General features: G+C 55.7%; 14 protein-coding genes. 2 read left to right on the plus strand and 12 right to left on the minus strand.

The features are described from left to right. Window positions 1–16: 16 nt before the first annotated feature. The 3 genes from ACF8PE_RS07090 to ACF8PE_RS07100 form a co-directional block, all read right to left on the minus strand. A complete protein-coding gene (locus ACF8PE_RS07090) occupies window positions 17–2,560 on the minus strand; it encodes a fimbria/pilus outer membrane usher protein (protein ID WP_392494716.1) in 2,544 nt (847 codons plus the stop codon). 30 nt (window positions 2,561–2,590) lie between these two features. After that, the gene (locus ACF8PE_RS07095; RefSeq protein ID WP_392494717.1) at window positions 2,591–3,265 is read right to left on the minus strand and encodes a molecular chaperone; all 675 of its coding nucleotides are present in this window, start codon (window positions 3,263–3,265) and stop codon (window positions 2,591–2,593) included. Window positions 3,266–3,334: 69 nt separating this feature from the next. Further along, window positions 3,335–3,871, minus strand: a complete 537-nt coding sequence (locus tag ACF8PE_RS07100; protein ID WP_032617161.1) for a fimbrial protein — start codon at window positions 3,869–3,871, stop codon at window positions 3,335–3,337. Between the two features lie 219 nt (window positions 3,872–4,090). Between ACF8PE_RS07100 and ybiB the strand changes: the two genes are divergently transcribed. Beyond that, the gene (gene ybiB / locus ACF8PE_RS07105; RefSeq protein ID WP_165717565.1) at window positions 4,091–5,056 is read left to right on the plus strand and encodes a DNA-binding protein YbiB; all 966 of its coding nucleotides are present in this window, start codon (window positions 4,091–4,093) and stop codon (window positions 5,054–5,056) included. A 112-nt stretch (window positions 5,057–5,168) separates the two neighbouring features. On the opposite strand, the gene ybiJ is transcribed toward ybiB, so the two are convergent. The 5 genes from ybiJ to mcbA all read right to left on the minus strand — a co-directional run bounded on the left by ybiJ (window position 5,169) and on the right by mcbA (window position 9,590). Continuing rightward, entirely contained in the window at window positions 5,169–5,429 is a 261-nt protein-coding gene (gene ybiJ, locus ACF8PE_RS07110; RefSeq protein ID WP_032617163.1) for a DUF1471 family protein YbiJ, read from the minus strand. A gap of 285 nt (window positions 5,430–5,714) precedes the next feature. Continuing rightward, complete coding sequence (locus ACF8PE_RS07115) at window positions 5,715–5,981, minus strand: DksA/TraR family C4-type zinc finger protein (RefSeq protein ID WP_032617164.1); 267 nt, start codon at window positions 5,979–5,981, stop codon at window positions 5,715–5,717. Window positions 5,982–6,053: 72 nt separating this feature from the next. Next, entirely contained in the window at window positions 6,054–6,731 is a 678-nt protein-coding gene (gene ybiX, locus ACF8PE_RS07120) for a PKHD-type hydroxylase YbiX (protein WP_032617165.1), read from the minus strand. A gap of 41 nt (window positions 6,732–6,772) precedes the next feature. Beyond that, complete coding sequence (locus ACF8PE_RS07125) at window positions 6,773–9,058, minus strand: catecholate siderophore receptor Fiu (RefSeq protein WP_392494718.1); 2,286 nt, start codon at window positions 9,056–9,058, stop codon at window positions 6,773–6,775. A gap of 271 nt (window positions 9,059–9,329) precedes the next feature. Beyond that, the gene (gene mcbA / locus ACF8PE_RS07130; RefSeq protein WP_032617167.1) at window positions 9,330–9,590 is read right to left on the minus strand and encodes a DUF1471 family periplasmic protein McbA; all 261 of its coding nucleotides are present in this window, start codon (window positions 9,588–9,590) and stop codon (window positions 9,330–9,332) included. A gap of 242 nt (window positions 9,591–9,832) precedes the next feature. Here mcbA and rlmF point away from each other — a divergent pair, with 242 nt between their 5' ends. Beyond that, window positions 9,833–10,747 carry a 23S rRNA (adenine(1618)-N(6))-methyltransferase RlmF gene (rlmF, locus tag ACF8PE_RS07135; RefSeq protein WP_032617169.1) on the plus strand — a complete coding sequence of 305 codons (915 nt, stop codon included), beginning with the start codon at window positions 9,833–9,835 and terminating at the stop codon, window positions 10,745–10,747. A gap of 54 nt (window positions 10,748–10,801) precedes the next feature. Here rlmF and ybiO read toward each other — a convergent pair whose 3' ends face one another. The 4 genes from ybiO to glnH form a co-directional block, all read right to left on the minus strand. Continuing rightward, window positions 10,802–13,015 carry a mechanosensitive channel protein gene (ybiO, locus tag ACF8PE_RS07140; RefSeq protein WP_032617170.1) on the minus strand — a complete coding sequence of 738 codons (2,214 nt, stop codon included), beginning with the start codon at window positions 13,013–13,015 and terminating at the stop codon, window positions 10,802–10,804. A gap of 205 nt (window positions 13,016–13,220) precedes the next feature. Next, on the minus strand, window positions 13,221–13,943 hold the full coding sequence (gene glnQ / locus ACF8PE_RS07145) for a glutamine ABC transporter ATP-binding protein GlnQ (RefSeq protein WP_032617171.1): 723 nt from the start codon (window positions 13,941–13,943) through the stop codon (window positions 13,221–13,223). Continuing rightward, window positions 13,940–14,599 (minus strand): glutamine ABC transporter permease GlnP, encoded by a 660-nt coding sequence (gene glnP / locus ACF8PE_RS07150; RefSeq protein ID WP_032617173.1) that lies wholly within the window; start codon window positions 14,597–14,599, stop codon window positions 13,940–13,942. Before glnP ends, glnQ begins: the two co-directional genes overlap by 4 nt. An 80-nt stretch (window positions 14,600–14,679) precedes the next feature. Next, window positions 14,680–15,426, minus strand: a complete 747-nt coding sequence (glnH, locus tag ACF8PE_RS07155; RefSeq protein WP_032617174.1) for a glutamine ABC transporter substrate-binding protein GlnH — start codon at window positions 15,424–15,426, stop codon at window positions 14,680–14,682. Window positions 15,427–15,610: the final 184 nt, after the last annotated feature.

Below are 15,610 nucleotides of genomic sequence, written 5' to 3' on the forward strand. Positions count from 1 at the left end.
TAGCCTGAACGGTGAATCAGTGACATTGCGCGGCAGCGTTGATGATGCTGGTTTTCTTTTCCTCATCCGTTAGCCGGTACTCAGCCACACAGCTTTCGCTGGCATCCTGACCCCAGGAAACAGACAGCGTTCCGTGCTGAGGCAGGCCGGAGAGGTAAGTCTGTCCGTCATTGCCTACGATAAACTCGCTATCCTTATCCCCGGTGGTAACCGTTGCGCCAAAGGGCAGCGGCTTACCCTGTCGCGTGAGCGTCATTAAGACCCGGCTGCCCACGCGGGTGTTAAAGCTGGCGCGGACCACCGCGCCGCGTGTTGGCGTAACAACTTGCGCCGCGTGGGTCACGTCGGCCTCGTCCGGCAGCGTTTCCGTATCCAGGGCAATGGTGTTGTGACGATAGGCGGTGACAAAGGGCACGACGGTATAGCCGCGAAAATCGGTTTTGACCCCGGTCTGGTTGGTAATGTGCGTGCCGTGCGTGCCTGGGGCTTTAACCAGCGCGATGGTATCCCCCAGCGGCTGGCTCAGGGTGATGCCGTTAGCATGGGCCACCATACCGCCCTGCAAGCCGACGTTAACGTTCCGCTGATTTTTGTCCTGGCTCACGCCGCCGCTGATTTCGCCATAGGTTCCTTTGTAATCGGCATTCAGGTTGGTTGAGTTACCGCTTCCGCTGTTGCTCAATCCCTCCTGGATATTCCAGCTCAGGTTGTCACCCTGGAGGGCGGTGCCGTTTAGCCCGATATTTTGCGTGGTGCCCGCTTTCGTGTTGTTCAGGTTGTATGTCGCCCAGGTGTTATGCATCCAGTGATCCAGTGGCACGGAGACGCTCAGCGCGAACTGGTTGTCCTGGGTAACGGATTCACCGTCTTCATTGCTGTCGTTGGTGTTCTTATTGAGGCTATAGCTCAGGCTGTAACTCACCCCGTGCCAGCTGTTGTTGTAGCTAACGCTCATGGAGGTCATGTCCTGGCTTTGGCTCCAGTAGGTCTCTTTCACCAGACTCAGGGTGACCGATCCCCAGCCTTCGCCCAGCGTCTGGTCAATGGTGGCTTCGGTACGGGCGCGGCGTTGCTGCGGTGCAGACCAGTCGTCACTCCGGGTATAAGACTCCATGGTATCTTCCAGGGTGTAGAACCCTTTGCTGTTATACCGATAGCCCGCCAGCATGAAGTTAGTCCCCATTTTTGAGAAATCTTTGCTGTAACGCACGCGCCATGACTGCCCGGTGCTGGCATGCTGTTTTTTAAGCAGTGCTTTGGCCCGCGTGATGTCGACAGAGAAAGCGCCTAAATCGCCCATATTTTTCCCGCCGCCAACGGCCTGCGACTGGTAATGGCTACTCTGCTGCATGCCGCCGTAGGCAGTAAAACCGTAAGGCAGGCCGTAGATGGCGCTACCCTGGGCAAAAGGGGTTTTTTCAACATCTTTGTCATAGGAACGATAGCGCCCTGCGGTCACGCTGTAGCGCAGATTCTTTTCACGTTGCAGCACGGGGACCGAGGCGTAAGGCACCACGAAATGGCTTTCGCTGCCGTCGGTTTCTTTCACCGTGACCTGCAGATCGCCGCTACTGCCGGTGGGGTAGAGATCGTTAATTTCAAACGCTCCGGGGGCGACGGTATTTTGGTAAATCACGTAGCCGTTCTGACGCACCATCACCAGCGCGTTGCTGTGGGCGGTGCCACGAATAATCGGCGCGTAGCCTTTCTCGCTGTCTGGCAGCATGTCGCTGTCGGAATTGAGCTGCATGCCGGTATAGGGCACGCTGTCGAACACATCCGCCGGGGAAGAGCTTTGCCCTACCGTCAGATCGCTTTTCATCGCCACGATATCGCGCTGAGCGTAGGTATAGACGGAGGAGAAGCTGTGCTGCTCTTCGTGACCGGTGGTGCTGCGATTCCAGGTTGAGTAGTTTCGCACGCGCCAGGCACCGATATTCAGACCCGGGCGCAGGTTCACATACTGGCTGCTGTTGTCCTGCTCGCCTGGCTGGCGCGCATGGCTCTGGCTGGCGTTGGTGCTGTAGTTGAGCAAACCGGCGGTAATACCTTCATCAAAGTCTTTCGGGTCGATATAGCCACGGGGTATCTGGCCGAGCGCAGACTGCGGAATGCTCAGCAGCAACTGCTGATGGCGGACTTTAAACGTGGCCGATGCGGCAGGAATCACGCTTAACTCTGCGCACTCACCCTTCGCCATCAGTTGCGGAAATTTTTCCGTTTTGACGCCAAGACGCTTTAAGTCGCCCAGCGAAAAACAGGGCTGAAGTGAACTGTCGCCTTTGGCATCCTTATGTAATTTAAACGTGATCTCACGGGTATCAATCTTGTTGTTATTAATAAAAAGGGCCACCTGATATTGACCCGGTGCCTGGCCCGGGCCTTTTTCATAGATTGAGAGGTCAGTTTTTCCCTGCCGGGGGTTATCCAGATCCAGCAGGGCGGGGTTAAAATAATCATCGGCCCATATTTGCTGTGAAAAACACGCCACTGCCAGGCCACATAAAATGACCAGCAGTGCGAGTAAATGACAGGAAAAAGGCTTTTTAGTGCTGTACATGATTATTTGAAACGCCCGTGTACCGCTTGATTAATGGAGTGCAGCGGTCCAGGTTTTACTGACGCTACCGTAATCAGTAATGATGGAGTAACTGACGGAATTACCGCTGATAGTGGCCGGAAGAGCAAAATGCGTTTCGGCTTTCGGTATCGCCCAGGTGACGTTTGGCACTTTCTTGCCGTTCAGCATGATTTGCTGGAAGTTCATATAAAACGGCGTTGGGTTATTTACAATCAGCTCGTTGCCCTCGCGATGCCACGCCAGTTTATCGCCTGCCTCTTCGGGTTGGCCTTTTACTGACGCGGGACGATAAAGCAACTTAATGCGCGTATTAATCGCGATTTGCAGGGTATTCACCCCCTGCTGATTTTTAGAAGAGGGAATCGCTTTAATGTTAAGCCAGAAAAGCGATTCGCGATCTTCGGGCATATTTCCGCCCGTACGGACCACACGCAGAACGTTATCTTCCTTGCCGTCCAGACGGAATAGCGGCGGCGTGATCAGGAAGGGGGCTTTGGCCATGTTTTTATCGCCAGAATCAACCCAGGACTGAACCAGATAATCCGTGCTATCTGGATTTGAAAGGCCAAGAGACGATTCCTTTTTATCTCCGTGGTAGACAAGACGGGTGCCGTTAATAATGACACCCGCATGCGCTGTCGCGGCTACCAGTAATAGAGTGCTCAGTAAATAAACATGGCGCATAAATATGTCTCAACATAAACAAGAAATATCAGCCCCGAAATCAGGGCTGATATTTCTGAATTGATGATATCAGTTATAGATAATGGTAAAGGTTGACACGGAATTGGCAGGGCCTGCGGTTACGGCCGCTTGCGTCTGAATATAACGTGCACCAAATTCCAGATCGTTTACCGTACTGCCAGCCGTTAACGGGTACTGACGAGAAGGGGTATACAGACTGACAGGTTGCCCGGCGGTGTCGAGCAGCTGAATTGCCACACCGGTCGCGGCATCCGCATCTCGCGTTAACGCCAGTGTGGAATTGTTATCTGCATCCGGCGTCCCGCCGAAGTTAACCGCAGCAGAGGTGACCGTTTCCGGGCAATTGGTTAGCTGAATGTCGAACTTTGTTGCGGTGCTGGTTGAGCCTGTGCCGGTAAAGAGGGTTTTCGACACCTTACCTAACTGCACATCCAGAGGATTACTCAAACCGTTCGTTACCTGACAAGCGGAATCGATAATTTCGCCGCTAAAGTTAATCTGTCCTTCGCCATTTGTGGCCGCAAAGGCGGACGCGGCGCATCCTGCCATTGCGGCGATGAATAAACTTAAAGCCACCTTGTTCATAATCAATCCTGGTTTCTACCTTCAACAACAATCCGGTGTTTATTTAATCAGAATGTCTCCTGATAAGAATCTTTTGCCCGATTCACAAATATGCTCGATAAATATTGCGTAATTAATTCTTCTGATAAAACAGCCTGTTAATGGCGAAGGATAAAAAGCTATCGGCCGGGTCTTTATCAGGGCTATAGTGTTTAAAACATGTCGTAAAGGAGAAATCCCGTGGATTACCGTAAAATTATCAAAGAGGTAGGGCGTGGTAAGAACCATGCGCGCGACCTGGATCAGGAGACCGCCCGCATGCTCTATACCCATATGCTGGACGGAGAGGTTCCCGACCTGGAGATGGGCGGTATTCTGATCGCGCTACGAATTAAAGGTGAAGGCGAAGCGGAGATGCGGGGTTTTTACGATGCGATGCAGGCCCGCACCCTACGCCTGACGCCGCCCGCACTCAAGCCGATGCCAATCGTGATCCCCACCTACAACGGCGCACGCAAACAGGCCAACCTGACCCCGCTGCTGGCTATTCTGCTGCGAAAGCTGGGGTTCCCGGTGGTGGTGCACGGCGTCAGTGAAGATCCCACCCGCGTGCTGACAGAAACCATTTTCACGCTGCTGGGCATTGAGCCGACCCTGCACGGCGGTCAGGCGCAGGCGAAGCTCGAGGGGCATCACCCGGTCTATATCCCGATCAGCACCCTCTGCCCGCCGCTGGAAAAACAGCTGGCGATGCGCTGGCGCATGGGGGTGCGTAACAGCGCCCATACCCTTGCCAAACTGGCGACGCCTTTTGCGGAGGATGCCGCGCTGCGCCTCTCCAGCGTCTCGCACCCGGAATATGTCACGCGCGTGGCGACCTTTTTTGCCGATATCGGTGGCCGGGGGCTGTTGATGCACGGCACCGAAGGGGAGGTGTACGCCAACCCGCAACGCTGCCCGCAGCAAACCCTGATTGATCCCAAGGCGGGTATACGGGTGATACTGGAGCGTGGGGAAGAGAACACCGACGTCTCCCTGCCGCAGGCGAAAGATCCTGAAACCACTGCCCGCTGGATAGAAAGTTGTTTGGCCGGACGCGAAGCGGTACCGCACTCCCTGAAGCTCCAGATGGCCTGCTGCCTGCTGGCGACCGGTGAGGTGGAGACGGTTGACGCCGGGCTGGCGCGGGTTAACCAGAGTTTTTAGCGAAAAAAAAGCCCGTCCAGCGATGGACGGGCCAAAAAAATAACAACAGAGTCAATGAGGGTTGGAGCAGCCCACCAGCGAACTGGCGAGCGGGGCAGAGATAAGGGTCAGGTTATTTATAGATAACCGCAGTACCGCTCAGTTTATTGTTGGTGTTAGCGGAGGTAATGGTGTAACCGGTCGCGCCAGCCGCTTCAGCTTTTGCTGCCAGGCGTGCTTCCAGACCGTCCAGCGTGGTCGCGCCTTCAGCACTCACCACACCGATTTTGTTCATGCTGTTTGCCTGGGCAGCGGTAAGAGATTCCGCAGCGAAAGCACCGAAAGATAGAGTCGTCAGGGCAACAGCAGCAACAGCATATTTGATGGTTTTCATGGTTAATCTCTCGCAGGTTATTCTGTTAAGGGGACGTTGTTCCGTCGATGTGATAAGTATCACGCTTTTTTGCGAAAGATAAAATCGAAGAGAATTGACTACATCATTCAAAAAATTTGAATGACAAATAAGTAATTGAATATTAATAAATTCAGTGAATGCCTTTACGCTTCTTGCCATTGCGCTTTACAGACGCAACGGTAAGGGCACATTTTGCCAAACCTGTGGTGAAAATTCGTGCACAAGAACGTAACCGCTTGCGTGGTAAACCCGCCGCCATGCCAGTCATCGCAACTGGCTGTCTTTCGATCCCCTGCGATTATATCCTGCATGAGATGCGTTATGTGAATCTTTCTCCTGCTGGCAGGCGATGCACAGCCGGACGCCGGGTACGGCTTTGCGCCGCGCCTCGGGGATGGGCTCCCCGCACTCCTCACAGGTTTTCAGGCTTTCGCCCTGCGGAATTTCGCCTCGCGCCCGCGCAACAGCATCTTCAATGGTACTGTTGATCTGTTCATTCACGGCGTCATCATTCGCCCAACCGGAAGCCATAGACCCCTCCTGACAGGATATTGCGCTATCCAGTAACTATGGGGTCAAAAAACGCACAATCAAGGCGCGGGGCTAGATTTCAGACCATTCGCGCAGCAGGTTATGGTAGAGGTTGAGCAGGGAGAGCACTTCGTCGCTTTCACCGTGACGGGCGCGCAAAGCCTGGATGTTACGGTCCAGGTCGAACAGCATGCCGCGCTTTTTATCATCGCGGATCATCGACTGGATCCACATAAAGGAGGCCACCCGCACGCCCGCGGTAACCGGGGTAACGCAATGCAGGCTGCTGGAGGGGTAGAGCACCAGATCCCCCGCCGGGAGCTTAACGCTGTGCTGGCCATACGTGTCGTTCACCACTAGCTCGCCGCCTTCGTAGCTGTCGGGGTCGCTTAAAAAGAGGGTGGCAGAGAGATCGGTGCGCATCCAGCCGCTCTGGGGGTGGCTACGTACGGCCCCGTCAACGTGAAACCCGTAGGTCTCCTGTTGCTGATAGCGGTTGAACAGCGGGCTGGAGATCTGACGCGGCAGGGCAGCGGCAAAAAAGAGCGCGTGCTGATTCACCGCCTGCAATACCGCCGCCTGCAAACTGGCGTACAGCGGGCTTTGGGTATCGACCTGTTGGTTATTTTTAACCTGTGCGCCCTGGTTGCCCACGGTGGCACGGCCGTCGACCCAGGGAGCCTGATCCAGCTGGGCGCGGAACTGCGCCACCTCATCGGCGTTCAGCACGCCCGGAATGTGATACATCATAAAAGGTTCTCCGAAAGGTGGGGCCGAAGCCCCACGCGGGATCAGAAGTGCATGTTCGCCGTTAACATAAAGGTGCGCGGCTCGCCCGGATGGTAGCGGTAACCGCTCTTGTTGATGGACGCGACATAGTCTTCATCAAACAGGTTGTAGACGTTGAGCTGCATATCGAGGTTGCGGTTAACGCGATAGCCCAGTTTGGCATCGGCCACCCAGTAACCTTCCGTGAATGACGGGGTACCCACCGCACCGTCAGAGCCGCGGTGCATACTGCCGATATAGCGTGCGCCAGCACCGACGGAGATCGCATCCGTGGCCTGGTACTGGCTCCACAGCGTAAAGGCATGCTCCGGGGTGTACGGCAGGGAAGAGGTGCCATCCTGCGCCACGTTGTTACCGGTGCGCACGCTGGCGTGCTGCTGGGTATAACCGCCGATCACCTGCCAGGCCGGAGTAATGTTACCTGCGGCAGAGAGTTCATACCCTTCAACACGTTTTTTACCGTACTGCGAATAAGTGCCGTCATCGTTCTGCTCGACTTCGTTTTCGATGTCGGTGCGGAAGATGGCTGCGGTCAGGAGCAGACGCTTATCCAGCACTTCCCATTTGGTGCCCAGCTCGCTGGTTTTGGCCTTCTGCGGTTTAAAGTCCGTGCGGTTGGCACTGCTGCCGGTGCCGCCCTGGGCCAGCGCGAAGTTATTGCCGCCCGGCGGCTGCTGGGAGATGGCATAGTTGACGTACACGTTGCCGTGCTCGGTCAGATGATAGAGCGCCCCGGCTTTCCAGTTGACCAGGTTGCCCGACGTTGCCGTGTCTACCGTGGTGACCGGAGAGCCTTTAGGCGTGCCGGCCGTGCAGGCAACAGCCCCGCGACCTGTGCCGCCGCAGACGCTGGCGCTGTCATATTCGGTATGGTAGGTGTCGAGACGAATGCCGCCATTCAGCTCAAAATCACGGGTGATTTGCAGCGTATCGAAGGCGTACAGACCGAAGGTATCGGTCTGGCCGTTGGCGTTGGCACCGTTGTTATCCAGCCCGCCCAGGCTGACGTTGCTGTTCGGGTGATAGATGTTCACCGGCGGCGGAGTAATGGCATTCACGCCGTAGTTGGTCTGGGTTTCGCGGGTGAACTCCACCCCGGTGCTGATATCGTGGCCGACGCTGCCGATAAAGAATTTTGTCGTCAGGTTGGTCTGGTTGGTGAGGATCTTATTGCTGACATCTTTGGTGTTAGCGAGACGCGACCAGGTCCAGGTATCCACGTTGTTGCGATCGGGCTGCGTAATGTTGGAGGCGCCGCCCATGACGGCGGTCATCAGGTAATCCTGCTTCACCCGTGACCAGCGCGTGGTGTTACGCACGGTGGTGTTGTCGTTAAAGTCGTGCTCAAAACGCATCGTGGCGGTGTCAGAGGTGGAGTCGTCGTAATCCGAATCGGTGCCGTAGAAGTTATTGGTATCCACTTTGCCCGAGTGATTCAGCGCCGCGGTCCCCGCAGATGGCGCAGAGTAGCCCGGCAGCCCGATGGTCGGAATACCGCCATCCGGGGTGTTGTGCTGGGTCACGTGCAGGTAGTTCAGATACAGACGGTTTTCCGTTCCCAGGCCAAAAGCGAGAGAAGGGGCCACGCCGTAGCGTTCGTTCTTAACGTTATCGCGCCCTTCGTCATGGGTCTTTTCACCCATCAGGTTCAGACGAAACGCCGAGGTGTCACCCATCACCTGGTTAATGTCGAGGGTTCCACGACGCATGTACGCGCTGCCGATGCTGGCAGAGGCATCAATGCCTGAGTCCAGACGCGGCTGTTTGCTGATCATATTGATGGAGCCGCTAGGTGCGCTACGTCCGTAATCGCTGCCGGATGGTCCTTTAATCACTTCGACCTGTTCGGTGTTGAAGGTGTCGCGCGTGGTGGTGCTGATGTCGCGGATCCCGTCAACGTAAATGCTGTTCGAGGTATCTACCCCGCGCATGTACACCGCATCTCCGGTGGTGGAGTTGCCGTTTTCCCCGGCAAAGAAGGCCCCCACGCCTGGCACGTTTTTCAACGCGTCGGTCAGATTCGTGGTGCCCTGATCCTTTAATACCTGCTCGGAAATCACGGTCATGGTGCGGGTGGTGTCGGCCACCGGGCGGCTGAACTTCGCATCGGCAGATTTCTGCGGTGCATAGAGCGAAGGCTGCGCGGCTTCTACTACCAGGGTTTCATCAGACTTTTGTTCGTTATTATCCGCAGCCAGCGCACTCGCGACCGGGGTCAGACCGATACACAGGCCGGCGAAAAAGGTCAGCGAACTGAAGCTGTTCGGAACGTTGCGATTTTTATCCATATTGTTTAGCGACTTATAATTTTTAGAATCGAGTTTCCATTACGTTGTCAGGCAGGTCTGTGCCTTTTCCTGTGCCACGTGAATAACCGTAATGAACCTACAAATGATAATAATTGTGATAAACATTATCATTTGGCGTGACTTTTTATCACTCTCGCCAACAAAATGAAATACGTAAATTTACATTGCCTGCTAAAAAACTTCACAAAGTGGATTTTGGGCAAAAAATCAACTGCACCCGAGAGGATGCAGTCGTTATACAGGGAGGGAACTATTTGTAGATGGTGGCAGTACCAAACATGGTGTTATCGCCGCTGGCAGAGTTAACCACATAGCCTTTAGCACCTTGTTCACGCGCTTTTTCAGCGAGTTTATCCTGCAGATCGTCGAGGTCTCTTGCGCCCGAAGCCTGCACCGTTCCGGCTGGCCTGAGTTGGCTAGTATCGCCGCTATTGAGTGATTCAATCGACCATGCAGCAAACGACGCGCCTGCCAGTGAAGCGGCAGCGAGCATTACCAGGTATTTTTTCATAATCACTTCCTCTGATTGACAACGGGGTGATGCACACTAAGTGTAGAACGGGTCAGAGTGTGATTTAGTGCAAAAAATTGATGATGATCTGCTTATTTTTTGAACGACATATTTTGACAATTCTATGACAAATCAAATACATACAGGTCACTGATTTTTGGCGATTTATTCGCCGGTGCAGAGAAATATTTACCGTCGCGCCCGCAACGGGTATCTTACGCCGCTGTTTACAGGAGAACGCCATGACACCCGAGAAGCCGGGGTTGCACCCACGCAACCGCCACCGCAGCCGTTACGATATGAATGCCTTATGCGAGAGCTGTCCGGCATTGCGCGAATTTATCATTCAGAACCCAACGGGCGAGCCGACGGTGAACTTTGCCGATCCGCAGGCGGTGAAGACGCTGAACAAGGCGCTGCTTGCCCATTTCTACGGCGTGGCGCAGTGGGATATCCCGGACGGCTATCTCTGCCCGCCCGTGCCGGGGCGTGCCGACTATATTCACCATCTCGCCGATCTGCTGGCAGAAGGGAATAATGGCGCGGTGCCTGCCCAGGCGACCATCCTGGACATCGGTACTGGCTCTAATCTCATCTACCCGCTGATCGGTGCGCATGAATATGGCTGGCGCTTCACCGGCAGCGAAGTGGATCCGCAGGCGTATGCCAACGCCACCGCCATTATTAATGGCAACCCCGGCATGACCCGCGCCATTCGTCTGCGTCGTCAGAAAGAGCCTTCAGCGATTTTTGCCGGGGTGATCCATAAAAACGAACAGTACGATGCCACCCTGTGCAATCCGCCGTTCCACGATTCGGCAGAAGCAGCCCGGGCCGGCAGCGAGCGTAAGCGCCGTAACCTCGGCCAGGCGGCAGATGCCGCGCTGAACTTTGGCGGCCAGCAGCAGGAGCTGTGGTGCGAAGGTGGCGAAGTGGCCTTTATCACGAAGATGATTGCCGAGAGCGCCCAGTTTGCCCGTCAGGTGAAGTGGTTTACCACGCTGGTGTCGCGCGGTGAAAACCTGCCGCCACTGTACCGCGCGCTGACGGAAGTCGGTGCGGTCAAAGTGGTGAAAAAAGAGATGGCCCAGGGCCAGAAGCAGAGCCGCTTCATTGCCTGGACCTTTATGGATAACGACAAGCGTCGCCAGCGTTAACAGGTGAGGCCCGATACGCATAGCGGCATCGGGCACGTCTGACGGCACCGTCCGTTACAGGGTAGGCTCCTGCGGCGAAGGCGGTGTCGGGCCAGGGGACGGCAGCAGCTGATACATCTGCACCGGCATCCGTACCTCTGCCAGATCGAAATGTTTTTTCACCATGCTGTCGAGGGCGAAACGCACCGTCCACTGCTTCAGCGGCTGGGTGGTGAACGACACGCGCAGCGTAAAGGCGGTGCTGGTCAGCCCGACAATCCCGGCGAACGACGGCTCGCCAATAATCAGGCCGCGAATATCCTCTTTCTCCAGCAGTTCATCCACCGCCGCTTTCAGCGCCTGCTTCGCTTTCTCGGCATCTTCATGCCTGTCCACGTCGTAGTTCGCCACTACCGAACCGATACCACGAACAAAGTTGGCGAAGGTGGTAATCGAAGACCACGGAATAATGTGGTACGCGCCGGTATCCTGTCGCACCCCGACGGAACGAATCGACATCCGCTCTACCGTGCCGGTCAGCGGCCCGATGGTCACCAGATCCCCGGTGTTCATCCCGTTTTCAAACTGAATAAAGATGCCGGTGATGATGTCTTTTACCAGCGTCTGGGAACCAAAGGATATCGCCAGCCCCAGTGCCCCGGCACCCGCCAGCAGCGGGGCGATGTTCACGCCGATTTCCGACAGCACAATCATGATGGTAATGGTGCTGATCACCACCGCCAGGGCGTTACGGAACAGCGTCAGCAGCGTGCGGGCGCGGGCGCTGGGAAGGGGGCGGCCATGAATATCCGAGGCCAGCCGGTTCTCGATCAGGCTCGCCAGTATCGTCCAGCCAATGGCGGAGAAGAACAGGATCAGCGCGATGCGGATCAGAATATCCACCGTCTTTTCACCTGCACCGTTATGCAGCCAGTTCCAGAGGTCGAATAACCCCCAGGCGCTGAGCAGCAACATGATGGCGACACAGACCGTCAGGATCCGTGCCACCTTCAGCGACACGGAGAGCCAACCGTTAATCCGCTTTTGCAGCTCCGGGTAGCTGCGCTGCACGTGCGGCGACAGGGTAATGGTTTTAGCCAGCCAGCGTGAGAGCAGCCCGGAGACGAACGCGGCGATCCCGACGATGGCCAGACTGCGGAAGGTGGCCCCCATCATAAACTTCAGGCTGTTTCCCGGATCGAACAGGGAGAAGAAGCAGAGCACGATAAAATAGGCGCTCGCCAGCCAGTGCCACACCAGGGCAAACGCGCGAATAAACAGGCTGAAGAAGGCGAGGGAGCGGTCGGCAAGGTGGAGCAGCCCCTCGGTAATGGCGCGTTTATTGTGGAAAATCAGGTACAGCGCCCAGACGGTGATGCACAGCATAATCAGCACGTTGGCCAGCGCCCCAATCTGCACGTTAACCTGGTTGGAGATAATGGGCACGGCAACCAGCAGACCATAGCCAATCATGCCGCTGAGAATGCTCAGGCGTAGCGACCAGTAGTGTGCGGCGCGATCGCTAATGGCAAAAGGGCGCAGGTCCGGTACCCGTGGGCAGAATATCAGCCGCAGGATCGCTTTGAAGAACTCAATGAGCGCGAAGGCGTTGAGGAACAGCGCCTGCTGGAAGGCGATGGTGGGGTTGCCGGTATTAAGATATTCGCTGAGGATTTGACCAATAAACAGGGTTAGCGCGAGCAGCAGCAGGTCGATAATAAAGGCGCTGGCGATGGTCAGCGGCAGGTGGAACCAGCTGCTGGTTTCCCGGTTCTTTCTGCGTCCCCAGGTGCCCATTTTGCGGTACAGCGGCAAGGCGCAGAGCCTGACCAGCCAGTAGAAGGCAAAGACTAGCCCGGCGAGGATCAAAAACTGCCGTGCGGCCACGACGAAAGTCTGTGGGTTAAAGGGCTTGTGCGGGGAACCGATCAGGTTGCGGTATAGCTGGGCAAAACGGGAGGAGAGTGCATCGCCGTAATGACGGCTGATGTCGGTCAGGTTCTCCAGCACGGTCTTTTCTTCCACGATCTCCGGCGGCGTAATTTTGGGCACCGGCTCCTGCGGGGGCGTGGCGGCCACGCTGCGCAGCTGGGTGATCAGCTCCTGGCGCGAGGCATCATTTTCCAGCACATCGGCCAGCGCGGAATAGGCGGCTTTTTTCTGCTCAACGTCCGGCTCGGCGGGCGGGGTTGTCGCGTCAGTCGCGGTAGCAGCAGGAACGCCGGGCAGGCTAACGGCCTGGGCAGGCAGGCAAAACAGGCTTATCAGGAGCAGCAAGATCCACGGCACGGCGTCCTCCGGTGACAATATTGTGCAAAGTGATAAGTATAGAAGGCGCGCAGAAGCGGGGGGTTTTTGGGACGATTCCAGGGATAAAATCGTAACAGTCGCAAAACCCTGGGTCGGGCAAGCGCCAGCGCCGCCTGACAACAGCGACAAAAAAGCCGGGTGGCGGCGACGCCTTACCCGGCCTGAAGTACGAACAGAGCTGTCATCAGGAAACGTGTTGCAGGAACTCCTGAAGACGCTGGCTCGGTGGGTTCTCGATCAACGTCTGCGGATTGCCATCTTCGGCAATACGGCCTTTGTCGATGAAAATCAGACGTGAGGCCACTTTTTCGGCAAAGCCGATTTCGTGGGTCACGATCACCATCGTCATCCCTTCTTCCGCCAGATCCTGCATAACCTTCAGCACTTCGTGGCGCAGTTCCGGGTCGAGGGCCGAGGTTGGCTCATCGAACAGCATCATTTTCGGTTTAACCGCCAGCGCACGGGCAATGGCCACGCGCTGCTGCTGGCCACCGGAAAGCTCGGACGGGTAGTGATGTCCGCGCTCCGCCAGACCCACTTTCGCCAGTAGCTCTTTTGCAAGCCGCTCGGCGGCCGCTTTGTCGGCACCGCGCACGCGCAGCGGACCAAACATCACGTTCTCCAGCGCCGTCAGGTGCGGGAAGAGGTAGAACTGCTGGAACACCATCCCGGCTTCCTGGCGGATCAGTCGCTCGTCCACTTTCGGGTCGTTGACCTTCAGGCCATCGACAATCAGATCGCCGCTGGTGATCTCTTCCAGTTTGTTGATGCAGCGCAGCAGCGTCGATTTACCGGAACCGGACGGCCCGATAATCACCACCACTTCACCGGTCTGGATCTGCAGATCGATATTGTGCAGCACCTGGGTCTGGCCAAAGTGCTTGGAAACGTTTTTAAATTCAATCACAGGATTTTCATCCTTCTTTCAAGACGACGCAGCACGAAGCTCAGTGCCAGGGTAATAATGAGATAGACCACTGCTACGGCGCTCCAGATCTCCAGGGCGCGGAAGTTACCGGCGATGATCTCCTGGCCCTGACGGGTCAGTTCAGCGACGCCGATAACAATGAACAGGGACGTATCTTTAATGCTGATGATCCACTGGTTGCCCAGCGGCGGCAGCATACGACGCAGCGCCAGAGGCAGGATCACGTGGCGGATGGTTTCGCGGCGAGAAAGCCCCAGCGCCAGACCGGCCTCGCTAAAGCCTTTGTGAATCGACAGCACCGCACCGCGGGTGATCTCAGCGATATAAGCACCCGAGTTGATCATAATGGTGACGACCGCCGCGCTGAACGGATCAATGCGCAGATCGGTAAACGCCATAGGCAGGGCGAAGTAGATAAACATCACCTGCACCACAATTGGCGTGCCGCGAATCACTTCGATGAAAACCAGTGCGATATGGTTGGCAATCCAGCCGCCGTAGGTGCGGGCGAAACCGGCGACGAGGCCGATAATTAACCCGCCAACCAGACCGAGGACCGAAATCCACAGGGTCATTTTGGCGCCTTCAAGCAACAGAGGAATGGCAGGCCAGATGGCGCTCCAGTCAAACTCCATGATGTGTTCCTGTATACCGTGGTGAAAACAACAGGGGGCGAAGCACGCCCCCAGGATAAAAAGTGCTCAAAACGTCATTATTATTTTGGCTCAGTTCCGAACCATTTTTTGTAAATTTCGTTGTAAGTGCCGTTGTCGCGCAGGGTTTTCAGCGCGCCGTTCACTTTAGTACGCAGATCGTCGCTGCCTTTCGGGAAGGCGATACCGTATTCCTGTGCTTCCAGGGATTCACCTACCGCTTTGAACTTGCCGTTACCTGCGGTTTTGATGAAGTACAGAATGTTTGGCGTGTCGTGCAGCACGGCGTCAGCACGGTTGGTGCCGAGTTCCATGTAGGCGTTGTCGATGTTCGGGAACTGGCGCAGGTCTTTGGTTTTGATATTGGCTTTCGCGTAATCAACAGAACCGGTACCGCTCTTCACCGCGACCACTTTACCGTCGAGATCTTTCGCGCTCTTCACGTCGTTGTTGTCAGCTTTGACCATTACCAGCAGGCCGCTTTTGTAGTAGCCATCAGAGAAGTCGATAGCTTTTTTACGTGCGTCAGTGATGGTGATACCGGCCAGCGCCAGGTCAACGTTTTTGGTTTGCAGTGCCGGAACGATGCCGCTGAAGTCCATTGGCTTCAGGGTGTAGTCCAGTTTCAGTTCTTTCGCGATGGCTGCCCACAGATCCACGTCAAAACCAACGTACTGATCGCCTTGTTTAAATTCAAACGGTACGAAGGCGGTGTCGGTGGCAACAATCAGTTTTTTATCAGCAGCCTGAGAAGAAACGGCAAAAGCCAGGGTAAGTGCAGCCAGTGAAACTTTTAATACAGACTTCATAGCATTTCCTTTTATATCCACGGGGCGATCCCCTGCGAGAACGAACGGCTCTATGAAAAAAACGTGCCAACTTTGCAACAGGTTGTTTTTAAAAGGCCAACACGAATTTCATTGCACAAAATGTGGAGCAATGGCGCTGAAATGCACCATAACGAAGCCCTGTTTTGGTGCATGGCAACGCCAT

The organism is Leclercia sp. GLN_9, assembly GCF_043105735.1.
GTDB classification, from domain to species: Bacteria; Pseudomonadota; Gammaproteobacteria; order Enterobacterales; family Enterobacteriaceae; genus Enterobacter; species Enterobacter adecarboxylatus.